General features: G+C 73.6%; 16 protein-coding genes and 2 pseudogenes. 7 read left to right on the top strand and 11 right to left on the bottom strand.

Going from position 1 to position 21,249, the window contains the following annotated elements; translation table 11 throughout:
* The coding region (locus AB0M97_RS25530; protein WP_365963310.1) for a ricin-type beta-trefoil lectin domain protein at positions 1-533 on the top strand (533 nt) is incomplete at its 5' end.
* Positions 534-659: 126 nt separating this feature from the next.
* On the opposite strand, the pseudogene AB0M97_RS25535 reads toward AB0M97_RS25530, so the two are convergent.
* The 4 genes and pseudogenes from AB0M97_RS25535 to xylB all read right to left on the bottom strand — a co-directional run.
* Positions 660-934, bottom strand: a pseudogene (locus AB0M97_RS25535) (transcriptional regulator); the annotation flags it as partial.
* Positions 935-1,253: 319 nt separating this feature from the next.
* Positions 1,254-2,267 (bottom strand): acetamidase/formamidase family protein, encoded by a 1,014-nt coding sequence (locus AB0M97_RS25540; protein WP_365963311.1) that lies wholly within the window; start codon positions 2,265-2,267, stop codon positions 1,254-1,256.
* Positions 2,268-2,482: 215 nt separating this feature from the next.
* Positions 2,483-3,691, bottom strand: a complete 1,209-nt coding sequence (locus tag AB0M97_RS25545) for an ROK family transcriptional regulator (RefSeq protein ID WP_365963312.1) — start codon at positions 3,689-3,691, stop codon at positions 2,483-2,485.
* Between the two features lie 14 nt (positions 3,692-3,705).
* Positions 3,706-5,145: a xylulokinase gene (gene xylB / locus AB0M97_RS25550; protein WP_365963313.1), complete on the bottom strand. Its 1,440-nt coding sequence runs from the start codon at positions 5,143-5,145 to the stop codon at positions 3,706-3,708.
* A 181-nt stretch (positions 5,146-5,326) separates the two neighbouring features.
* Here xylB and xylA point away from each other — a divergent pair, with 181 nt between their 5' ends.
* Positions 5,327-6,490: a xylose isomerase gene (xylA, locus tag AB0M97_RS25555; protein ID WP_365963314.1), complete on the top strand. Its 1,164-nt coding sequence runs from the start codon at positions 5,327-5,329 to the stop codon at positions 6,488-6,490.
* A 248-nt stretch (positions 6,491-6,738) separates the two neighbouring features.
* Here the strand turns inward: xylA and AB0M97_RS25560 are convergent, their stop codons facing one another.
* A complete protein-coding gene (locus tag AB0M97_RS25560) occupies positions 6,739-7,992 on the bottom strand; it encodes an SWF or SNF family helicase (RefSeq protein ID WP_365963315.1) in 1,254 nt (417 codons plus the stop codon).
* Positions 7,989-10,847 (bottom strand): DEAD/DEAH box helicase, encoded by a 2,859-nt coding sequence (locus AB0M97_RS25565; protein WP_365963316.1) that lies wholly within the window; start codon positions 10,845-10,847, stop codon positions 7,989-7,991. The genes AB0M97_RS25560 and AB0M97_RS25565 overlap by 4 nt, the downstream gene beginning before the upstream one ends.
* A gap of 233 nt (positions 10,848-11,080) precedes the next feature.
* Here AB0M97_RS25565 and AB0M97_RS25570 point away from each other — a divergent pair, with 233 nt between their 5' ends.
* Positions 11,081-11,263 (top strand): hypothetical protein, encoded by a 183-nt coding sequence (locus tag AB0M97_RS25570; protein ID WP_365963317.1) that lies wholly within the window; start codon positions 11,081-11,083, stop codon positions 11,261-11,263.
* 4 nt (positions 11,264-11,267) lie between these two features.
* Here the strand turns inward: AB0M97_RS25570 and AB0M97_RS25575 are convergent, their stop codons facing one another.
* Positions 11,268-12,653, bottom strand: coding sequence for a tannase/feruloyl esterase family alpha/beta hydrolase (locus tag AB0M97_RS25575; protein WP_365963318.1), 1,386 nt, complete (start codon positions 12,651-12,653; stop codon positions 11,268-11,270).
* Positions 12,654-12,994: 341 nt separating this feature from the next.
* Between AB0M97_RS25575 and AB0M97_RS25580 the strand changes: the two genes are divergently transcribed.
* Positions 12,995-16,390, top strand: a complete 3,396-nt coding sequence (locus AB0M97_RS25580) for a hypothetical protein (RefSeq protein ID WP_365963319.1) — start codon at positions 12,995-12,997, stop codon at positions 16,388-16,390.
* Positions 16,391-16,520: 130 nt separating this feature from the next.
* Here the strand turns inward: AB0M97_RS25580 and AB0M97_RS25585 are convergent, their stop codons facing one another.
* Positions 16,521-17,498 carry a hypothetical protein gene (locus AB0M97_RS25585; protein WP_365963320.1) on the bottom strand — a complete coding sequence of 326 codons (978 nt, stop codon included), beginning with the start codon at positions 17,496-17,498 and terminating at the stop codon, positions 16,521-16,523.
* Positions 17,499-17,635: 137 nt separating this feature from the next.
* Positions 17,636-17,932 carry a hypothetical protein gene (locus tag AB0M97_RS25590; protein WP_365963321.1) on the bottom strand — a complete coding sequence of 99 codons (297 nt, stop codon included), beginning with the start codon at positions 17,930-17,932 and terminating at the stop codon, positions 17,636-17,638.
* A gap of 101 nt (positions 17,933-18,033) precedes the next feature.
* Here AB0M97_RS25590 and AB0M97_RS25595 point away from each other — a divergent pair, with 101 nt between their 5' ends.
* Entirely contained in the window at positions 18,034-18,930 is an 897-nt protein-coding gene (locus AB0M97_RS25595; RefSeq protein WP_365963322.1) for an oxygenase MpaB family protein, read from the top strand.
* A 51-nt stretch (positions 18,931-18,981) separates the two neighbouring features.
* Here the strand turns inward: AB0M97_RS25595 and AB0M97_RS25600 are convergent, their stop codons facing one another.
* Entirely contained in the window at positions 18,982-19,581 is a 600-nt protein-coding gene (locus AB0M97_RS25600) for a class I SAM-dependent methyltransferase (RefSeq protein WP_365963323.1), read from the bottom strand.
* Between the two features lie 88 nt (positions 19,582-19,669).
* Between AB0M97_RS25600 and AB0M97_RS25605 the strand changes: the two are divergent.
* Positions 19,670-19,958 (top strand): annotated as a pseudogene (locus AB0M97_RS25605) (MHYT domain-containing protein); the annotation flags it as partial.
* A gap of 326 nt (positions 19,959-20,284) precedes the next feature.
* On the opposite strand, the gene AB0M97_RS25610 reads toward AB0M97_RS25605, so the two are convergent.
* Positions 20,285-20,713 (bottom strand): PPOX class F420-dependent oxidoreductase, encoded by a 429-nt coding sequence (locus tag AB0M97_RS25610; RefSeq protein ID WP_365963362.1) that lies wholly within the window; start codon positions 20,711-20,713, stop codon positions 20,285-20,287.
* A 106-nt stretch (positions 20,714-20,819) separates the two neighbouring features.
* On the opposite strand from AB0M97_RS25610, the gene AB0M97_RS25615 reads away from it, so the two are divergent.
* Positions 20,820-21,233: a roadblock/LC7 domain-containing protein gene (locus AB0M97_RS25615; RefSeq protein WP_365963363.1), complete on the top strand. Its 414-nt coding sequence runs from the start codon at positions 20,820-20,822 to the stop codon at positions 21,231-21,233.
* Positions 21,234-21,249 lie beyond the last annotated feature (16 nt).

A 21,249-nucleotide genomic window follows, 5' to 3' on the forward strand; every position in this document is an offset into this window, starting at 1 on the left:
GCTGCCTCGGCATCACCGTCTGGGGCGTGCGCGACACCGACTCCTGGCGGCCGGAGCACACGCCGCTGCTGTTCAACAACGACGGCAGCAAGAAGCCCGCCTACACCGCCGTCCTCAACGCACTCAACGGCGGCTCCTCCACGCCCCCTTCGGACTCCGGGCCGATCAAGAGCGTCGGTTCGGGCCGCTGCCTGGACGTGCCCGGCACCAGCACCACCGACGGCATCCAGCTCCAGCTGTGGGACTGCCACAACGGCACCAACCAGCAGTGGACGCACACCGCCGCCGGCGAGCTCAGGGTCTACGGCAACAAGTGCCTGGACGCCGCCGGCACCGGCAACGGTGCCAAAGTCCAGATCTACAGCTGCTGGGCCGGCAACAACCAGAAATGGCGCCTCAACTCCGACGGAACCATCGTCGGCGTCCAGTCCGGCCTCTGCCTCGACGCCGTCGCAGGCGGCACCGCCAACGGCACCCTGATCCAGCTCTACTCCTGCTCGAACGGCAGCAACCAACGCTGGACCCGCACCTGAGGGGACCTGCCACGCATTGACAGGGTGAATCGATGAAGACCTGCGGTGCGACTTCCCCCTCCCCTCCACGAAGACATCGCCGGTGATCCGGGGTCGCCGCCGTGGTGGCGGCGACCCTCGCGATCGGCGTACCGCCGCGAGCGCGCGCCACACCTCCAGATCGTCCTCGCCCCACGGCGCGTGCGCCCAGTCCGCCAGCAAATCCGGGTCGCCGCGGGCGATCAGCGCCGTGCGCAGTCCGTCGGCAAGACGGCGCCGCAGCCGTACCGCCGGTGCCTGGGACCCGGGCAGCAGCGGCCGGCGTACGCCGCCGCGGCCCCCGTGACCGCCCCCGTCTCCAGCCGCCGCTCCACGACCGCGACGTCGGGTTCGACGGGCACCGTGAGCCGGTTGTGCGGTCGATGGCATGGTTGCTCCGGGTGTCTGTGCGGACAATGCTTCGGGCGGGCGTCATCCCGTATGACGCCGCTTCAGTCGTTTCGCCCGAGCCTGGCTTCACGGCATGGCGGTCCCGAGGGGCGGGTGTCGTGTCCGGCGGGGCGTACCGGAGTCCCCGGTGCTGCGTACGGCATGGCATCAGCGCTCCCGGGTGTTGTGACGGCGGGGCGTCCCCGAGGCGCCGGTGTTGCGCGGCGGGCCGTACCCGAGTCTCGGGTGTTCCGTCCGGCGGCCCGTACCCGAGGCGTGGGCTTGCGTACGACGAAGGAGACGAAGGGCGGTTCAGCCGCGCAACCCCGACGCCGTCGCGCGCAACTGGGCGTGCAGGCCCCGGTGCGTCTCGCGCGCGGGCAGCCACTCCTTGCGGAGCTTGGCCACGCACGTGTAGTTCGTGTCGCACACGTTGGCCAGCGGGGACTCCACGGCCTGGGTGGCGAACTGGTAGGCGTCCAGCTCCCCGAACCCGTAGTCGCGCACCAGCCACCGCACCAGGTCGAGCTGGGATATGCGGAAGGCGTCCTCCAGGGGGCGCGCCGATCCCGTCGAGATGATGTGCGTGTCCGACTCGATGCGCGGCCAGGGTGTGGCGATTCCCTTGAGGAGCTCGACGATCACCACCGTGTTCATCGCGCACTCGACGGCGACCCCGCAGGTCTCTCCCTCGCCCTGCCGGGCGTGCCCGTCGCCGAGGCTCAGCAGCGCGCCCTCGACGTTCACCCCCAGGTAGCAGGTGACGCCGACCCGCATCTCCGGGGTGTCCATGTTCCCGCCGTGGGCGTCGGGCACCAGGGCCGAGCGGACCTCCAGGTTGGCGGGGGCCACCCCCACGGTGCCGTGCATGGGGTCCATGGGCAGCTCGGCCTCGATGTCGCTGTCGCGGGCCCGGAACAGCGCCGTGCGCCGGGTCCGGTCCAGCTGCCAGATCCACACGGTCTCCGGCAGAGGGGGTTGCAGCGTGGCCGTGGTGGGCGTGGAAGTGAGCGCGCCGAACAGGGGGACCGTGGTGGACGCCGCCCAGTCGCGGGCCGGCTCGATCGACACGAAGTGGACGGCCACGGTGTCCCCGGGCTCGGCGCCCTCGACGTGGAAGGGGCCGGTCTGCGGGTTGAGGAAGGGGAACTCGCAGACCTCGGACACCAGGTCCTTCTCGGAGCGCACCCGGCCGCCGAAGCAGTCCTCCGTGTACAGGTCGAGGACGGTGCCGGGCGCGATGCGTGCCACGGGTGGTGCGCCGCCGAACGTCCAGGCGAACTCGCCGGGTTCGGGCCGCACGGTCAGGATGCGGGGGTCGCTCATCGCTGCGCGGTTCCGTTCTGCCGAGGACCGGTGGGAAAGGGCGTCGAGACAGCCCCCGGGTCCCGGCGGGCTGCGGCTCGCGGGAATCACGTTACGGCGCCCGCCGGTCGGGCAGAAGTGGGTCGCTCCCAGCCGTGGACGACGGCCCGATTGTGGATAACTGCCTCACCCGATCGGGTGGTTGAGCTGCGGATCGAGCGGGAACGGACGGCTGGTCAGGCCCGTTCCGCCACCGACGCCGGATCGTCCAGCACCGCCCGCACCACGGAGTGCGCCGCGCCCAGCAGCGGCCCTTCCGGGCCGAGCCGGGACACGGCGACCGGGCAGGCCGGTCCCGCCGTGCGCCGGGCGAGTTCCTCCCGCAGTGACGGAAGCAGCCAGGGCGCGAGCCCGGCCAGCGCGCCACCCAGCACCACACCCTGCGGGTCGAGCAGGTTGACCGCTCCCGTGAGGGCGATGCCGAGCACCGTACCGGCCTCGCGCAGGGCACGGCGTACGTCCTCGTCGCCCGCCGCGGCGCGGTCCGCGAGCAGCCCGACCCGGTCCTCACCGGGCTCCAGGCCGGCCGCGCGCAGCACCGCCTCCTCACCGGCGTACTGCTCCAGGCAGCCCCGCCCGCCGCACGGGCACGCGGGCCCGTCGGGCCGCACGGGCACATGGCCCAGCTCGCCCGCGAAACCGCGGGTTCCGCTCAGTGGCCGTCCGTCCACGACCACCGCGCCACCAATGCCGATCTCGGCCGACACGTGCAGGAAGTCCCGCGGGGTGCCGTCCCCGAGCCACAGCTCGGCGAGCGCGCCGAAGTTGGCCTCGTTGCCCACGGTCAGCGGGAACCTGACGGGCAGCAGGGCGCCGAGGTCCGTGTCGTGCCAGTCGAGGTTCGGGGCGCGGACCACGGTCCGGGCGTCGCGTGCCACCAGGCCCGGTACGGCGACGGCGAGCCCGGCCGGCCACAGGCCCTCGCCCTGCGCCTCGGCGACGACCCGGTCCACCAGCTCGGTGAGTTCCGCGAGGACCGGTCCGGGCGCCCGGTCGCGGTTCGTGCCGTGGTGCACGGCACGCGCGCGTATGTGCCCGCGCAGGTCGACCGCGCACACCGCGAGGTGATCGACCCCCACTTCGGCGCCTATCCCGGCCGGGCCGCGTCCGCTGACCGCCAGTGCGGACCCGGGACGGCCGACCCGGCCCGGCCGCTCGGGCCCCAGTTCCTCGAGCAGCCCGGAGCGGATCAGCTCGTCCACGAGGGTCGACACCGCGGCACGGGTCAGCCCGATGCGCGAGGCGACGGCGGCGCGCGACAGCGGCCCTTCGGCGCTGACGGTGTGCAGCACCCGGGCGAGGTTGCGGCGACGCATGCCCTGCTGGGTGTCCGGGGTGCGGCGTCCGGGACCGGCGGGGTGCGCCTCGTGCAGCGGTGCGGTCATGCCTGCGTCAGTCCTCAGTCCGTGCGCCGCTCCAGCAGCGGGGCCGCGTCGGAGAGTACCCCGGCGATCCTGGCCAGCGCCGCCTCGTCCCGCTCCACGGCGTCGAGCACCGGCCCGGCGGCGGTGTTCCAGCGGCGGGCGACGGCGGCCGGGTCCTCGCCGGTCAGCAGTCCGGCCGCCTGCGCGGCGGCGCCGAGCGCGACCAGCTCCTTGGCCTCGGGGATCTGCACGGGGCGGCCCGACAGCCGCCGTACGGTCTGCTGCCAGGCGGTGCCGCGGGCGCCGCCGCCGATCAGCAGCAGCGGGGCCGACCGGTCCGCGTCCTCGTCGAGGACCAGGTCGAGAGCGCCCAGCAGCGAGTGCACCGCGCCGTCGTACGCCGCCTGCAGGAGCTGGCCGGCGGTCGTGTCGTGGCGCAGGCCGTGCAGCAGACCGGAGGCGTTCGGCAGGTTCGGGGTGCGCTCGCCGTCCAGGTAGGGCAGCAGCGTGACCGAGGTGCCGGGCTCCACGGCCTCGCGGTCCAGGCCCAGCAGGCTCGCCACCCGGTCGACGGCCAGAGTGCAGTTGAGCGTGCAGGCCAGCGGCAGCCAGTCCCCGCGCGCGTCGGCGAAGCCCGCCACCGTGCCGGTCGGGTCGACGGGCCGCCGCCGCGACACCGCGTACACCGTTCCCGACGTGCCGAGGCTCATCACCGGCGTGCCGGGGCCCACCCCGAGACCCAGGGCGGCAGCCGCGTTGTCACCGGTGCCGCAGGCGACCAGGGTGCCCTTGGAGAACGGCAGGTCGTGGCCGTCGCGCACGGTGCCCGCCACCTCCCCGGGCCGCACCACACGCGGCAGCAGGGCGGGATCGAGGCCGACGTGCGCGAGGATCTCCTCGTCGTACGCCTCCGTGCCGGACGCCCACCAGCCGGTGCCGGAGACGTCACCGCGGTCGGTCGTGCCCTGCCCCGTGAGCCGCTCGGTCAGGTAGTCGTGGGGCAGACGCACCGCTCGGGTCGCGTGGACCGCGTCCGGCTCGTGCTCGGCGAGCCAGGCCCACTTCGTGACCGTGAACGACGCCGCCGGAACCAATCCGGTGCGCTCGGCCCAGAACTCGGCGCCGCCCAGCTCCTCCGTCAGGCGGCGCGCCTGGGGCGCGGAGCGCACGTCGTTCCACAGCAGGGCGGGGCGCACCGGCTCGCCCCGCTCGTCCAGGGTGACGAGACCGTGCTGCTGACCGCCGATCGACACCGCGGCGGCCTCGTGCGCCGCGTCACCGCACTGGCGCAGCGCCTCGCGCAGGGCGTCCCACCACTGGCGCGGATCGCTCTCACGGCCCGTGCCCGAGGACACGGTGTGCGGCGCCTGGCCGCTCGCGACGACCCGGCCGGTGGCCACATCGACGACCAGCGCCTTGGTGGACTGGGTGGACGTGTCCACCCCGACGACGAGCGGACCCTCGGCTGCTGACATCGGGTTTCTCCCTTTTTCCGCGGCTCAGCGGGCTTGTGACCTGGGGTTTTGCGGACGCCTGGGCTTCTGCGAGCCCCGGCGGCGCCCCTCGGGGACATCGTGTCCCTTCCCAGAGGTGCGTCCGCATACTAATTTGTAAAGCGCCATGACGAAATAGTCTCAGCGAGCAAGGAGCCGCGGCATGAGCTACCAGCCCACCCCCGACGACAGGTTCACCTTCGGTCTGTGGACCGTCGGCTGGCAGGGACGGGACCCCTTCGGCGACGCCACCCGCGCCGCCCTCGACCCGGTCGAGTCGGTGCAGCGCCTGTCCGAGCTGGGCGCCTACGGCGTGACCTTCCACGACGACGACCTGATCCCCTTCGGCTCCTCGGACGCCGAGCGCGAGGGCATCGTCAAGCGGTTCCGCCAGGCGCTCGACGCGACCGGCATGCGCGTGCCGATGGCCACCACCAACCTGTTCACCCACCCGGTGTTCAAGGACGGCGCGTTCACCGCCAACGACCGCGACGTGCGCCGCTACGCGCTGCGCAAGACCATCCGCAACATCGACCTCGCGGTCGAGCTGGGCGCCGAGACCTATGTGGCGTGGGGCGGCCGCGAGGGCGCCGAGTCCGGTGCCGCCAAGGACGTGCGCGACGCCCTGGACCGCATGAAGGAGGCCTTCGACCTGCTCGCGGACTACGTCACGAGCCAGGGCTACGACCTGAAGTTCGCGATCGAGCCCAAGCCGAACGAGCCGCGCGGCGACATCCTGCTGCCGACCGTCGGACACGCGCTGGCGTTCATCGAGAAGCTGGAGCGCCCGGAACTGTTCGGCGTCAACCCCGAGGTCGGGCACGAGCAGATGGCCGGCCTGAACTTCCCGCACGGCATCGCGCAGGCGCTGTGGGCGGGCAAGCTGTTCCACATCGACCTCAACGGCCAGTCCGGCATCAAGTACGACCAGGACCTGCGCTTCGGCGCCGGTGACCTGCGGGCCGCGTTCTGGCTGGTCGACCTGCTGGAGTCCGCCGGATACGCCGGGCCGAAGCACTTCGACTTCAAGCCGCCGCGGACCGAGGACTTCGACGGCGTGTGGGCGTCGGCCGCCGGCTGCATGCGGAACTACCTGATGCTCAAGGAGCGCGCCGCCGCGTTCCGCGCCAACCCCGAGGTGCAGGAGGCGCTGCGCGCGGCCCGCCTGGACCAGCTGGCCCAGCCCACCGCCGCCGACGGTCTGGAGGCCCTGCTCGCGGACCGGTCGGCGTTCGAGGAGTTCGACGTCGACGCCGCCGCGGCCCGCGGCATGGCCTTCGAGCGTCTGGACCAGCTGGCCATGGACCACCTCCTCGGCGCTCGCTGAGCCGTCGGGCGGTAGGTCTCCGGGGCGGATCCAGGCCTCGTCAGGTCTCCGGAGCAGGTCACTGGGGACGGGAAGGGCCGGGACGCGTCGCTCGACGTGTCCCGGCCCTCCGTGGCGAGACGCCATGGCCTGCGCGGCACGCGCACGTGCGTGGTCGTCGCTTCCAGGCCGCTGTCATGGCGCGGGGCTGCGCAGCGAGATCAGTTTGGGGGCGGCCCCTCGCCGTCGTGGTGTACGACCACGGAGACTCAACCCGGCGTCGGCCGCTCCGCCTCCGCCAGCGCTGTCGCCGGGTCCTGGGACGCGGCGCCCGCCGGTACCCATCGGCCGCCCACCTCACGGTAGGGCCACCAGCGACCGTCCCTGCCGAGCCGCAGCTGAAGGGCGGAGCCGACGACGGTCCACCGGTTGGCCCGGGGGTGCAGCGGTGGCCGCTCGTCCTCCTCCCAGGCCGCGTCCAGCGCGGCACGCGCGCGTGCGAGGGCCTCGCCCTCCACCGCCCACTCGTCCTCCAGCACGGACAGCTCGGTCACGCCTCCTTGCCGCCACGCGCGTGCCGCCAGCGTCAGGCCGTCCCGGTCGCGCCCGTCGGCGAGGCGATCCGCCACGGATTCGTCCGGGTCACCCGCGGCCAGGCGCGCCGCGTCCTGCGCCACAGTCAGCTCGGCCTCCGGTGCCCGCAGGTCGTGCCCCGGGCGCAACGCCTCCCCGAGCAGACGGTGGGCCTCCGCGGCGGTCCGGGCGGCCAGGTACTCCAGCGCGGCCGGATCGACACCGGGCGCCGGCGCCGCCTCGGTGTCCAGGGGCGGCGGCACACCGGGCACCTCGGGAAGCTCCGGCAGGGCGGGCAGCGGCGGCAGGGCACCGCCCGTCGCGTAGGCCTCCGCCGCGTCGACTCCTTCCGGCCGGTGGGAGTCGGCGGAGGGTGTGCCGCTGCGGGTCTGGAGGCCGTCCAGGACCGCCTGTTCGCCGCGTCCGCGCATCAGCAGCAGCACGAACGGGTCCTGGTCCATCAGCCGCGCCATCTGGTAGCAGAGCGCGGCGGTGTGCGCGCAGTGGTCCCAGGCGCCGCACTCGCACTGCGGCTCCAGGTCGCCCAGGCCCGGCAGCAGCTCGGCACCGGCGTGCGCCACGTCCTCGACCAGATGGGGCGGCATCTCCCGCTCCAGCAGCGCCGCGACGTGCCCGGCCCGCTCGACGGCCATGTCCAGCAGGCGCTCCCACTGCTCGCCGGACAGCTGCTCCAGCAAGACGTCGGCCCGGTGCGCCGTGCGGTCGCGGTCCTGGACGACGGCGGTGATCCGGCCGGGCCGCACCGACACCGCGCCGACGGCACCCGCGCGTGCGAGGCGGCGGCCCGCCTTCAGCTGCGCCGAGTCCAGTGCCGTGTCCTCCAGGGCTTTCAGCCAGGCGTGGCCCCACCACGTCTGCGCGAATCCCTTCCCGCGCGCGGGAGGCAGCGCCGCGAAGGTGCGTTCCGGGTGACCGTCGTACTCGCTCAACGCGTGCCCCCTCGCAGCTCCACCAGATCGGCCAGTTCCGCGTCGGACAGCTCGGTCAGCGCCGACTCGCCCGCACCGAGCACCGCGTCGGCCAGTTCCTTCTTGCGGCTCAGCATGTCCGCGATGCGGTCCTCGATGGTTCCCTCGGCGATCAGCCGGTGCACCTGCACCGGCCGGGTCTGCCCGATGCGGTACGCGCGGTCGGTGGCCTGCGCTTCGACGGCCGGGTTCCACCAGCGGTCGTAGTGCACGACGTGTTCGGCGCGCGTCAGGTTCAGGCCGGTGCCCGCCGCCTTCAACGACAGCAGGAAAACGGGGACCTCGCCCTCCTGGAAGCGGCGCACCATCGTCTCGCGGTCGGCGACGGGCGTCCCGCCGTGCAGGAACTGCGAGTCCACCCCGCGCGCCGCCAGGTGCTGTTCGAGCAGACGCGCCATCCGCACGTACTGCGTGAAGACGAGCACGGCCGCGTCCTCGGCGAGGATGGTGTCGAGCAGCTCGTCCAGAAGCTCCAGCTTCCCGGAGCGCCCCACGATCCTGGGCCGCTCCTCCTTGAGGAACTGCGCCGGGTGGTTGCAGATCTGTTTCAGCCCGGTCAGCAGCTTCACGATCAGCCCGCGCCGGGCCATGCTGCCGGCCCCGGAGATCTCGGCGAGCGCCTCGCGCACCACGGCCTCGTACAGGCCCGCCTGCTCCTGGGTGAGGGACACCGGGTGGTCCGTCTCGGTCTTCGGCGGCAGTTCCGGCGCGATGCCGGGATCCGACTTGCGGCGCCTGAGCAGGAAGGGCCGGACGAGCCGGGCGAGCCGCTCCGCGGCGGCGGGATCCTGGCCGCCCTCGACGGCCTGCGCGTACCGGGCGCGGAACGTGCCGAGCCGGCCGAGCAGCCCCGGCGTCGTCCAGTCGAGGATCGCCCACAGCTCCGAGAGGTTGTTCTCCACCGGGGTGCCGGTGAGCGCCACGCGTGCGCGTGCGCCGATGGTGCGCAACTGCCGTGCGGTGGCCGAGTAGGGGTTCTTCACATGCTGCGCCTCGTCCGCGACGACCATGCCCCACGTCAGCGCGGCCAGCCGTTCGGCGTCCAGCCGCATCGTGCCGTACGTGGTGAGCACGAACTCGCCGTCCGCGAGGTCCTCCAGGGTGCGGTGCGCGCCGTGGAAGCGGCGCACGCGCGTGCCGGGCGCGAACCTCTCGATCTCCCGCTGCCAGTTGCCCATCAGGGACGTCGGGCACACCACGAGCGTGGGCCCGGCGGCCGACGGGTCGGTCTGCCGGTGCAGGTGCAGGGCGATCAGCGTGATGGTCTTGCCGAGTCCCATGTCGTCGGCGAGGCAGCAGCCCAGCCCCAGCGACGTCATACGGGCGAGCCAGTTCAGGCCCCGTCGCTGGTAGTCCCGCAGCGTGGCCGTGAGGGCGTCGGGCTGCGGGACGGGCTCCTGTCGCTCGGGTTGCGCGAGCCGTTCCCGCAGGGTGGCCAGCCATCCGGTAGGGCGTACCTCGACGCGGTGGCCGTCGACCTCCGTCGAGCCGGTCAGGGCGGCGCCGAGCGCGTCGACGGGCGTGATCGTGCCGTCCTGCCGGTCGCGGGCCCGTCGCACCTCCTGCGGGTCGACCAGGACCCACTGGTCGCGCAGCCGTACCAAGGGGCGGGTGGCCTCGGCGAGCCGGTCCAGCTCCGCGTGCGTGAGCTGCCGGCCGCCCAGTGCGTAGCGCCAGGTGAAGGCGAGCAGCGCGTCGGCGGACAGAAACGACGGCAGCTCGGAGGCGGCCTTGCCCGGCCGCGGTCCGCCGCCGGGCGGACCGACCTCGACGTCCGCGGTGAGCTCCCGGACGAGGTCCTTCGGCCAGTGCACGTCGACTCCGGCGGCGGCCAGCACGCGCGTGCCCGCCGAGAGGAGTTCGGTGATCTCGTCATCGGCGAGTTCGACGGCGTCGGGCACGGCGGCCGACAGCAGGGGCGCGAGCGGGGGCCAGGCCCGGGCGGCACGGCGCAGCGCCAGCAGGGCGCCGAGCCGGGCACGCGGCCCGAACGTCTCGCCCGCGGTGCCGCCCCACACCTCGGCGGCGTCCGCGACCAGCGCGGGATCGCTCACACTGTGCACCTGCAGCACGGCCCGGAACGCCACGGCCGTGTCGTCCGTCGCCGTCGTCCCCAGGCCGGGCACCTCGACCCGCAGGGAGAGCCGTACGCCCGTGTCGTGACCCGCGGCCACGTCGGCGGCCCATGCGCGTTGGTCCGGCATGGGCTGTGGCTCGGGCGCCGCGTAGGCGGGGCCGCCCGTGACGAGCGGCGCGGCGGGGGAGCGGGGCAGCGCGTCCGCCACGGCGTCCAGGAAGGCGCGCAGCAGCCGTTCGGGACCGGGCAGCAGAAGGGGCCCGCTGCCGGGCACGGGCACGGCGTGGGCCTCGGGCGGCATCGAGGCGGCGAGACTCCGCACCCGCTCCAGGTCCTCGGCGTGCAGCGGGCCGGCGCGCCAGGCGTCGTGGTCGGCGGGGGACAGGCCGGGCAGCAGCAGCCCGCGCGCCACGACATGCAGGGCGTGCACGGCGACCGTGGCCCAGAACGCGGCTGCCGGGTGGCCCTCCCCGCCGGCACGCACGCGCGTGAGGACGGGCAGGGCCGCACGCACCGGCAACACGACGGCGGGTACGGTCACGACCTCCACGCCGTCGCCGTCGGGTACGACGACGTCCAGGTCCTCGGCCGATCCGGCAGGGACGGCCGGGGGCGATTCGCCGTCGGGACGCCAGAAGGCGACCCGGCCCGTGCGGGCGGGATCACCGGGAACGAAGACGGCACAGCAACGGGCCAGTGCGGAGATCTCGGAGCGGGTTGCCACAGAAGACTGCTGCACGGCGATGGCGCATTCCTCAAATTTGACTACTGGGCGGAGTCGCCGACAGTACAGCACCGATCGCGGTCGTCCCGCATGATTTAGGAGTGACGTGGGTCACTGAATAGGTGTGCCCCCGATGCCCGTCAGGGTCCGGCCTCAGGGACGGCTCAGGGTCGCAGACTGGAACCGCGCGGAGCGCGCGGCCGTTTTTCAGACTGAGAGCGGCAAAGGCCGCGAAGGAGGCGACGCTCATGTCGAAGAACGCCAAGATCGCCGCGGGGGGTGTGGCGGCCGGGCTCATCCTGCTGATCTGGCTGCCCTGGTGGGCCGCGCTTTTGATCGTCCTGGGAGTCCCGGCCGCCGCATACCTCGCCCTCGACCCCTCGCAGCGTCGCAGGCTGCGCCGGGTCAACCGCAGGGAGATAGGCCGCTGACGCCCTAACGCTGCGCGGCGCCGTCCAGGGCACAGGAGTTCACTGCATCGCCGCTCGCGGGCCTGCCCACCGTGTGGTCCGCGGGCGGCGGGGTGCCCCGCTCCACCCAGGCGGTCAGCGCGTCGAACGCCGACCGGTGGCAGGGCAGGATCGGCCGCAGCCGGTCGGGATACGTGTCGTACAGCCCGTCGACATGCGTACCGCCCTCGATGCCGTAGTAGCGGTGCAGTCGGCCCCGCCCGCTCGCGTCGACCATGCGCGCGTACACGTCGGAATCGGCGGCTTTGGGCAGCAGCGCGTCCATGTCACCGTGCAACGTGATCAGCGGCCTGCCGATGCGCCCGGTCAGCGCCACGCGGGACACGGCACGGTGCACGGCGTCGGGGCGTGACGCGTAGTCGTACGACGCGTCGGAGGCGCACGGCGCGAGGATCTGCTCCAGCGTGGTCCCGGCTGAGGCGCCAGGACACGTCGGGTCGTACGCCGGGTCGAACTCGGCGCGGTAGATCTTCTGCGTGAGGCCCCAGTACACCTTCTCGTGGTACGGCCACAGGAACTCCGAACCCCGCGCGAAGCCCGCCCTGTACAGGTCCTCGTCCCGTGCGGTGCCCTGCATCCGCGCCACCGTCGCCGGCAGGGACGTGAGCAGGTTGGGGCCGTGCTTGGTCCACAGGGCGCCCTCCCAGTCCACACCGCCGTCGTACAGCTCCGGGTGGTTCTCCAGCTGCCAGCGGGTGAGGTAGCCGCCGTTGGAGATGCCGGTGATGTACGTCCGGCGCGGGGCGTGCCCGTAGCGCTGGGCCACCACCCGCCGGGCCGCCCGCGTGAGCTCCGTGGTGCGTGTGTTCCACTCCGCGACGGCGTCACCCGGCCGGTCGCCGTCGCGGTAGAAGTCGGTCCCGCTGTTTCCCTTGTCGGTCGCGGCGTAGGCGTAGCCCCGCGCGAGCACCTGGTCGGAGATCGCCTTGTCCGTCGCGTACTGCTTGCGCGTGCCCGGTGCGCCGGTGACGACGAGACCGCCGTTCCAGCGCTCGGGCAGCCGGATCACGAACTGCGCGTCGTGCTGCCAGCCGTGCGTGGCGTTGAAGCGCGAGGTGTCGGGAAAGTAGCCGTCGAGCTGGATCCCCGGCACCCCGGACGGAAGCCGTGTGCCGGTGGCCGTGAGACCCGCCTGGTCGGCCGGGTCGGTGTAGGGCGTGCCGGCCAGACCCGTGGTGGTCAGATCGGCCAGACACGCACTGCGCAGATGGGCGGCGCCCGGCACGCGCAGACGTTCGTGCTGCGCGCAGGAGGCCTCACCCACGGGTGCGGCAGCGGCGGGCGCCGGACCGGTGAGAGCCGCCGCCGTGAGTACGGCGACGACGAACGGAACACCTGGGGACAGACGCATCTGGGCCTCCGGAGCGGAACGCGACAAGGGGAGAGGGCGGAAAAATGAAAACTGGGATCGAGGGCTGCCCCATGGTGCGGGCACCCCACCGCCTCATCCATGGGCCGGGGCCACATGGAATTGCGTCAGCACATAGGGGTTCATCACAGCGAGCGAGACGAAGTCGGCTGCTGAGGAGGTCATCGACAGATCCGCGCGTCCTGGATGACGGCGAAAACGGCCATGCGCCGACCGGGGGAGCGGCCGGAGGCCGAAATCGTTTGCGCCGAGGACCGGCACACCGCGATCATGCCGGGCATGAAGCACGGAAAGGAGGCCCAGCGGCTCCACGGTGAGCGCTGATGGCCCGACACGAGGCGTCCCGGACGCCGTCCCGACAGCCCGACACCCAGCCCGCGCCCCTGACGCCGGCCTGGCTGAGGGCCCACTTCGACCCGCTGCCGTTCCCGGCACGGACGGCTGCCCTGGCACGCTACGCCCGCACTCTCACCCCGCACGCCTACGAGACGCTGCGCCGCACCCTCGACGCCGGTGACGCCGACGAACGGCACACCGCGCTGTTCCTGGCCGTCGTACGGCGTGACCTGGACCGGGTGAGCCAGGCCCTCGACGACCCCCTCCTCGGCCGCCGCGCCCGCGCTGCCGCCGTCCGCCTGCCCGTTCCCGAACCAGCCCTGGTGCGCCTCGCCTTGAGCGAGGTCAGGGCGATCCGTCACGACACCTACCAGCTCCTCGCACGCAGCCGCCGCCGGGAACTCGCCGCCCGGCTGCTGCCCACCGTCCACGAACGGCACGGGTCGCGGGAAGCGGCTGCTCTCCTGCCCGCCTGCCCCGCGGAGACCGTGAGCGCCTGGCTGCCTCGCGTCGAACCGGGCCCCGGCATCCTCAACTCCCTGGCCCGCACCGCACCCCGCGCCGTCGCCGCCCATCTGGCGGCGCAACGCCAGCGACAGAGGCCCCGGCAGGCGTACGGCTTCGCCAACCGGTATCGCGCCGTGGCGTCGCTCGCGGCCCGCCGTGATCCCGACGCCGCCCTCGTGCTGCTGGCCCGCGCCCCCGACCTCCTCACGCCCCTCGCGGTCCGCGCCGCGCTGTACCGGCCCGCCGAGGCCCTGACGCTCCTGCGCGCGGCCCGGCCGGACGCCGAGGGGCAGCGCCCGCAGCGCCCCGTCCAGGCCGGTGCGTTGCCGCCCGCCCTGCGCCGCACCCTGCGTGACCTGCCCACGGCGGACCTCGCGGCGCTCGCCGGGTACTGCCCGGCCACCGGAAGCCGGGGACGGGCGCTCCACCACTACGACGTGGCGCCCGACGGGTTCCTCATGCTGCTGCCTCCCGCCGAGCGGCGCCGCGTCGCCGAAGCCCGCGTGCAAGCAGGCCGAGGGCTGCGCGGAGCACCGCTCGCCACCTTGGCGGCGCTCGACCCCGCCGACCGCGCGGCGCTGTTGCTGCCGCGCATGAAAAAGGCCGCTCGCAGTCCGGGGGGCCGGGCCCGGCTAGCCGTGGCCCTGCCCTTGGCCGACGGTGAGCCCCTGCTGCGCGACCTGGCGGACAACCACCGCGCGCACCTCCGCGCCGCCGCCTGGCCCGCTCTGCTGGCCTGCGCAGAACTGGCAGGCGATCCCGAGCAGTTCGCGCGGGTCGCCCTCGACTGCGAACGGGCCTGGCACGACCGGGACGAGGTGCGGGGCACCGCCCTGCGGCAGCTCGCGGGCGTGGCCCCCCGGCTGCTCTCCGCGCTGCCCGACCGTGTGCTGCGCGACGCCGTCCTCACCGCCGTCCAGTCCCGGGACTCGACGGCCGCCACCCTGAGCGCGGCGGAACGGTTGCTGTACCGCGTGATTCAACGGGCCGCCGCGCAGGGCAGGGCGGAGCGCGCGGCATACGCCGCCGGCCTGCTCGGCGAGTTCGCCGCCGTGCCTCGCCCCACCACGTCGCCGGCCCCGCTGCGGGTGGACGAGGAGGGCGCCCGGGCCGTCTGGGCGGCGGCATCGCGCACAGAGGCAGTACGCCGCCCGGCGACGGTGATCACCCTCGCCGAGCTGCTCGGACCGCACTTGGCCGCGCTGCCCGGCCTCGACGCCGAGGTCGGGAACATCGCGGTCCAGGGCGAACACCCACGGCTCGTGGCCCGCGCCGCGGCGGCCTGGGTACGACCCTCGCACCTGCGTGAACAGCGCTGCGGTGAGCTGCTCGCCGTGGACCCGTCCCTGGTGGCCGTGCCTCTCGTTCAGGAGACCGTCGCGGCCCGCCGGACGGATCTGCTGGACCTCGTCATCGCCGCCGCGGGGGACGGGATGACGGGCAGGCTCCGTACTCGCGCAGCCGTCCCGTGGACGTCGTGCCTGCCACCCGGCGTCACCGGCCGCTGGCTTCCGGCCCAGGCCGACGCGTGGCACGAGCACCACGCGCGCGTGGCCGAGGACGACACCGCGCCTCTGCACATGCGCACCCGTGCCGTGAGGCACGTCAGACACCCGGCACGGCTGGCGTCGCTCGCCGACGACGGGCCCCAGCCGGTCGCGGCGACGGCACTCGCGGTGCTCGGTGAGACCACCGGGCAGCCGGACGGGGACGCGGCGGACCTGCGCGACCTGCTGCTGCGGCACGCGGCGACCGGCGGCGTGCGCGGCCGGGCCGCGATGACCGCCCTCCGGCGCCTGCTCGAACAGCTCCCGGTCACCGACGCCGTGACACTGCTGGGATCCGTGGCGGCCACCGTGGACGCCCCGGTCGGCGCCCGCAAGGAGGCCGCCCGGACGCTGGGCGCGCTGCCCGGCGAAGACGCCTTCGAGGCGCTCCTCACCGCCTGGGACACCCTCGGGCAGCATCCCGACGTACGGGCCTCGCTGGCCGGTGCGCTGCTGCCCCGGATCGACCGCGCCGCCGCGGCCGACCGGCTCCTCGGCGCGGTCCACGAACCAGCCGTCCGCGACGCGGTGGTGCACGCGCGTGTGCAGATGGGTTCGGACGCCGTGGCGGAGGCCTACACGATGTTCCTGATGCTCCTCGTCGCAGAGGGCGACGAGGAGACCGTCGTCGCCGTGTGTGCGGTCTTGCCGTCGTGGTCGGCCGATCCGACAGGCGTGCTCGCCGGACTCGTCACCGATGCGGGGCGTTCCCGCAGGGTGTGGCAGGCCGCCGCACGCTGGCTGCTCGGCGGGCTGTCCGGCCCGGCGGCCGGGTCGGTCGCCGCCCACGCCTTCCGGACGCTCGCCGAACGTGCCCGCTCCCAGGACCCACGGGCCCGCGCCGACGCGCTGCGGCGGCTGCACGCGTGTGTGGACGCCCTGCGCCCGCACCAGACGGTTCGCACGACACCGGAAGTGCTGGAGGAACTGGCCGACGCCCTGGAGGAGGCCGGACTGCACGCCGACGCCGCGTGGCTCGGCCGGGACACGGCCCTGGACGCCGTACGGCACGGCAGGCACGACGAGCGACGGTGGGACCGGCTGCTGCGGTTGTGCGAGGCGGCGCCGGGCCGGCTGCCGGCAGTGGAGCACCCGTCCGTGGACTTCCGGCACGCACGCGTGCGAGATGCCGCACTCATGGCGGCGCGGTTCCTGCGGGCCCGCGGCACCGGGGTGGCGGGCCGGCTCGCGCTGCACCTCGTGCACGGCGCCGGCCGGGCGGCCGACTGGGACGAGCCGTGGCGGGCCGAACTCGACGCGCTGCGGGCCCACCGGGACCCGGACACCGCGACGGAGGCGCTGCTGATCGACCCCGACGACGGCCGCTGAATGACGGCCGCTGAACGACGGTCGTGGTGCGGCGGCCGATGAACGGGAGGCGCAGCCGGGCCGTACCGCCATCGGGCTCAGTCGGGCCGTACAGGCCGGCTTGTCCAACCGGGCCCTACCGCCACCTCGCTCAGCTGGGCCGTACCGCCATCTTGTCGAGCGCTTCCAGCAGACCGGGCAGTTCCGGGCCGCGGCCCACGGGCAGGACCTCGCCGGGTTCCTCGTCCAGCAGGACGAACGCGATGTCGTCGGTCCTGGCCACCAGCGACCAGCCGGGGCCGTCGGCACGCAGCGTCCGCGCGTCACCCGGTGCGAACGACGACCGGACCCGGCCGAGGGGCGGCGGCGAGTCGACGTAGGCCCTGGCCTCGGCGAGGACCCGCCGAATTCCGCCGTGTCCCCTGGGCCCCTCGGGAGCGCCCTGCCCGGCCTCGACCGACGCCTCGGACGCCCCCGCGGCAGCTGCCCGGCCCTGGGAGGCATCCTCCGGGGCTGTCGTAGCAGCCTCCGAAGCGGCACCCTCCGGGGCTGTCACAGCAGCCTCCGAAGCGGCACCCTCCGGGGCTGTCGCAGCAGCCTCCGAAAGGACACCCTCCGCACCCACGAACTCCGCGTCGTCGATCTGCTCCCGCCACGCCGCCCACTGCAGCGCTATCTCGTCGGCCCCCAGGCGGCGCTGCGCCGGACCCCAGATCGAGGTGTCCGGCGGTGACAGCGGGGCACGGTCCGTGAGCTCGGGGGCGGGATCGTGCGGCGGAGGCACGTTCGGCGCCGCGACGGCGACCGCGAGGGGCCAGCCGGGCAGGGCGGCGACGACGCTGCGCTCGTCCGGCGACAGGTCGTACTCCATGCCGCAGTCCCAGGAGGCGATGGCCACGGCGACCAGCGACACGTCGTCCACCACCACGGTCCACCTGGCGCCGTCGCCGTCCTGGCCCAGCACCAGGCCGTAGCCGTCGGCAAGCGGGGGGAGACCGAGCGCGGCGCACGCCTCCGGGTAGTCGTCGCCCAGCACACTCGGGAACTTCGCCGGCGTCAGCAGCACCGCCGTGAGCACATAGAGCGCATCGTCCTCGGCGGCGACGGCGTTCTCATCCGTCCCGGCCATCCCAGCCTCCCCATCGGTTCGTCCAACGGCGCGCACCCTAATGCGCCGGGAACGCCCTTGTCACGACTCCCAGGCCCATCCGGAGCTGCGGCTTTCCGGCTGGACAGGCCGCGTCGGCCGTGCGGCGGGTCCCCGCATCAGGCCGCCGGCAGCCCCAGGAGGGCGCGCGCCACGGCCTGCGGAGACTGCCCGCGCTCCCGGGCGAGCGCGATGACGGCCCGGCACGCGAGCTCACTGACCCCGAACGACAGGGCCTCCGGAGACACCCATTCCGCGGCCTCGTCCATCCGCTCCCGGTCGTCCTCCGCGGACGCCGAGACGTAGACAGCGGCGGCTTCGAAGAGATTGTGCGCGCCTTTTTCCCGGCCGGTGTCCCTCTCCGTGCGCCGGGCACTGACCCGTTCCGCCCAGGACCTGCGGAGCCTGCCGAACATGCCGACCACCGTCCCTCATGTCACCGCCGTTGTTGCCGACCGTACCTCCCTCACTGCTCAACGTAGAGTTGGAGACCCGGCGGCAGAAGGGGGACGACGCGGTGCAGCGCTACGCTCGGCTGGAGCAGATCCGGCGGATGGATCCGTACGAGGACGCCTCGGAGATCTACCGGCTCTCCTCGGCATACGAGTTCCCGTGGGACTTCACCCGCGCTCTCGAACTGGCCCTCTACCGCACGTACGCGGTGCCCTCCATCGGCCGCCTGCTGGCCGAAACGGCGGAACTGACCGACCGCACCCAGAAGCGGTACGACGACACGTCGCTGCTACTCGACGCGATCGTGGAACACGGCTTCGGCAGCCCGCAGGGCACGACCGCGATCCGCCGCATCAACCGGATGCACCGCAGCTACGACATCAGCAACGACGACATGCGGTACGTGCTCTGCACGTTCGTCGTGGTGCCCAAGCGGTGGATCGACGCCTACGGATGGCGCAGGTTCTCGCGCCACGAGACCGTCGCCTCCACGGTGTACTACCGCACCCTGGGCCGCCACTTGGGCATCAAGGGCATCCCCGGCACCTACGAGGAGTTCGCCGACTGCCTCGACAGCTACGAAGCCGCTTACTTCGACTGGGACGAGGGCGCCCGCAGGGTGTCGGACGCCACGCTCGACCTGATGGGTTCCTGGTATCCGCGCCCGGTGCGCCCGCTGCTGCGCACGGCGACGCTCGCCCTTCTCGACGAGCCGCTGCTGCGGGCCTTCCGCTACACCCCGCCCGCGCCCGGCACGCGCGCGTTGGTGCGCCGTGCGGTGCGGCTGCGGGGGCGCGTCGTCCGTCTGCTGCCCCCGCGGCGCGAACCGCACCACGCGCGCCAGAACTGGGAGATCAAGAGTTACCCGGACGGCTACCGGCTCGACGACCTGGGCACTCACCCGGTCCCCGGCGTGCGCGGCTGTCCCGTCCGGCACGTCGACGGGCCGGCCGTCGAGTGACCGTCGTCGTCTGATGCCGTCCGGGGCCGGCAGGCGCCTGACCGCAAGCCGTCAGCCGGATCGGACCGCCAGCGCGAGGAACCGGGCGTCCTCGTCGACGTACGACGTCATCCGCCACCCCGAAGCCGCCAGCAGCGGACGGAGATTCGGTTCGGCCCGCAGGTCGGCAGGGGTGACCCGGCGGCCCTGGCGTGCGGCGAGCGCGGCCCTGCCGATCGGGTGGAACAGCGCCAGTCTGCCCCCGGGGCGCACCACGCGCGCCAACTCGCGCAGGTTCTCGCGCGGGTGCGGCAGATGCGCGACCAGCCCCGCCGCGAACACGGCGTCCAGTGACCCCGAACGCAGCGGCAGGGCCGCCACGTCCGCGAGCAGCAGGTGCCCCTCACGATCCCGTCCGGCCCGTACGGCGGCCTGGAGCATGGCCGGTGTCAGATCCGCGCCGACGACCACCCCTGAGGGCCCCACCGCGGAGCGCAGCGGCGGCAGGGCGCGGCCGGTGCCGCAGCCCGCGTCGAGCACGCGGTCGCCCTTGCGCAGCCCGAGATCGGCGACGGCCGCCGCGAAGGCCGGGCCGTCGTCGGGGAACTTGGTGTCCCAGTCGGCGGCGCGGGCGGTGAAGAACTCCTGCACGTGCGTGTGGTCGTCGCTCATGCCCGCATGATGCCGCACCCGGGTGTGTGACGCGGCGGACGGAGCGTGCGGTCCCGTGTACCGGAACGTGGGGTGCGGCGGACCGGGGAACTGGCTCCTCACCGCCGCCTCCGCCATCGGCACCGGCATCTGGCCCATGCACTTCGTGGCCCTGCTCGGCTTCGGTGTCGGCGGCACGGACATCCGGCACGACGTACCGCTCACCATCGTGAGCCTGCTCGTGGCCGTGGCCGTCGTCAGCGGCGGCGTCTTCGCCGCCGCCCACAGCCGTGACCGCGGCCGGGCACTGCTGATCGGCGGCCTCAGCACCGGGCTCGGCGTCGTGAGCACGCACTACCTGCATGGCCGCCGTACGGCTGCACGGGCACGTGCACTACGTCCGCGTCGAGGACAGAGACCGCGGCATGGGCAGGGACTTCCTCACGCAGGCCAACCGCCGCATCGCGCAGTCCGAGGCGTTGCACCTGTTCGACAGCGACCGGCTCGGCCTGTCCGTGGTCAGCAGGTTCGCGCCCCGGCACGACGTCACGGTGCACCTGCGGCCCTCGCCACACTGCTGCACCACCGCGGTCGTCCTGCTGCCCACCGCCCTGCTGCACACCGGTGCGACGGAACGTTCCAGCGGCGACGCGGCGAAGACCGGCAACCCCAGGAGCGCACGCACCCGCGTGTGCCGTCGGCTGAGGCGCGGCCTCGACGGGGGTCAGTCCGCGATGTTCTTTTCAGCCACGACCTTGTCGATCGTGACGCGGACGAGAAGCTCGCCAGGAACGCCGTTGCGCGCGCCGAACTCCTCGGCGCGCTCCTCGCCCATGTACCGCGCCCCGATCCGCGCCGCCCAGTGCCGAACCTCCGCAAGCTCCTCCGAGAGCCGGGCACGTCCCTGCAGCACGACGAAGTCGAACGGCGGCCGGTCGTCGTCCACGCAGAGGGCGACCCGGCCGTCACGGGCGAGATTGCGCCCCTTGACGGTCGACCTGCCGGTGGTGAAAACCACCTCGTTCCCGTCCAGCAGGAACCAGATCGGCGTCACATGCGGGCTGCCGTCAGCCCGAACGGTCGAGAGCTTTCCGGTGCGGGTGCCGTGGGAGACGAACACCCGCCACTCGTCGTCGGTCATCTTCTGTGCCATGCCTCCATCCTCCTTGCCCGCAGCCAGACGGTGGGGAAGGCTGGCTTGGGGAGATCCTCCGGTCAGGGGGAGACATCGCACGGGGAGAACACGGGGAGACCGGACCATGGCGCGGACCAAGGGACTCGGCTGGCTGCTGGACGACCTGACCGAGCGCGTCCCGCATGTGCGGCACGCACTGGTGCTGTCCAACGACGGACTGGTGACGGGGGCGAGTACGGGACTGCGGCGCGAGGACGCGGAACACCTCGCCGCCGTGTCGTCCGGGCTGCACAGCCTCGCCAAGGGCTCGGGGCGGCACTTCGGCGCGGGTGACGTGCGCCAGACGATGATCGAGTTCGACGACGCGGTGCTGTTCGTCACCGCGGCAGGCACCGGCAGCTGCCTGTGCGTCCTGAGCGGTGCGGAGGTCGACATCGGCCGGATCGCCTACGAGATGACCCTGCTCGTGAACCGGGTCGGCGAGCACCTCGACGTGGACGCGCGGCATCCGGAACGAAAGCCGCCCATGGACCTCTGACCTGCGCCTTTGCTCT

Source organism: Streptomyces sp. NPDC051207 (assembly GCF_040682395.1).
Lineage (GTDB): Bacteria > Actinomycetota > Actinomycetes > Streptomycetales > Streptomycetaceae > Streptomyces.

Bases quoted from the DNA above. Each gene is read 5' to 3' on its own strand.
- AB0M97_RS25615 (WP_365963363.1), top strand. From the start codon at position 20,820: ATGGCGCGGACCAAGGGACTCGGCTGGCTGCTGGACGACCTGACCGAG.
- AB0M97_RS25575 (WP_365963318.1), bottom strand. From the start codon at position 12,653: ATGCGTCTGTCCCCAGGTGTTCCGTTCGTCGTCGCCGTACTCACGGCG.
- AB0M97_RS25545 (WP_365963312.1), bottom strand. From the start codon at position 3,691: ATGACCGCACCGCTGCACGAGGCGCACCCCGCCGGTCCCGGACGCCGC.
- AB0M97_RS25540 (WP_365963311.1), bottom strand. From the start codon at position 2,267: ATGAGCGACCCCCGCATCCTGACCGTGCGGCCCGAACCCGGCGAGTTC.
- AB0M97_RS25580 (WP_365963319.1), top strand. From the start codon at position 12,995: ATGGCCCGACACGAGGCGTCCCGGACGCCGTCCCGACAGCCCGACACC.
- AB0M97_RS25610 (WP_365963362.1), bottom strand. From the start codon at position 20,713: ATGGCACAGAAGATGACCGACGACGAGTGGCGGGTGTTCGTCTCCCAC.
- AB0M97_RS25600 (WP_365963323.1), bottom strand. From the start codon at position 19,581: ATGAGCGACGACCACACGCACGTGCAGGAGTTCTTCACCGCCCGCGCC.
- xylB (WP_365963313.1), bottom strand. From the start codon at position 5,145: ATGTCAGCAGCCGAGGGTCCGCTCGTCGTCGGGGTGGACACGTCCACC.
- xylA (WP_365963314.1), top strand. From the start codon at position 5,327: ATGAGCTACCAGCCCACCCCCGACGACAGGTTCACCTTCGGTCTGTGG.
- AB0M97_RS25585 (WP_365963320.1), bottom strand. From the start codon at position 17,498: ATGGCCGGGACGGATGAGAACGCCGTCGCCGCCGAGGACGATGCGCTC.
- AB0M97_RS25570 (WP_365963317.1), top strand. From the start codon at position 11,081: ATGTCGAAGAACGCCAAGATCGCCGCGGGGGGTGTGGCGGCCGGGCTC.
- AB0M97_RS25590 (WP_365963321.1), bottom strand. From the start codon at position 17,932: ATGTTCGGCAGGCTCCGCAGGTCCTGGGCGGAACGGGTCAGTGCCCGG.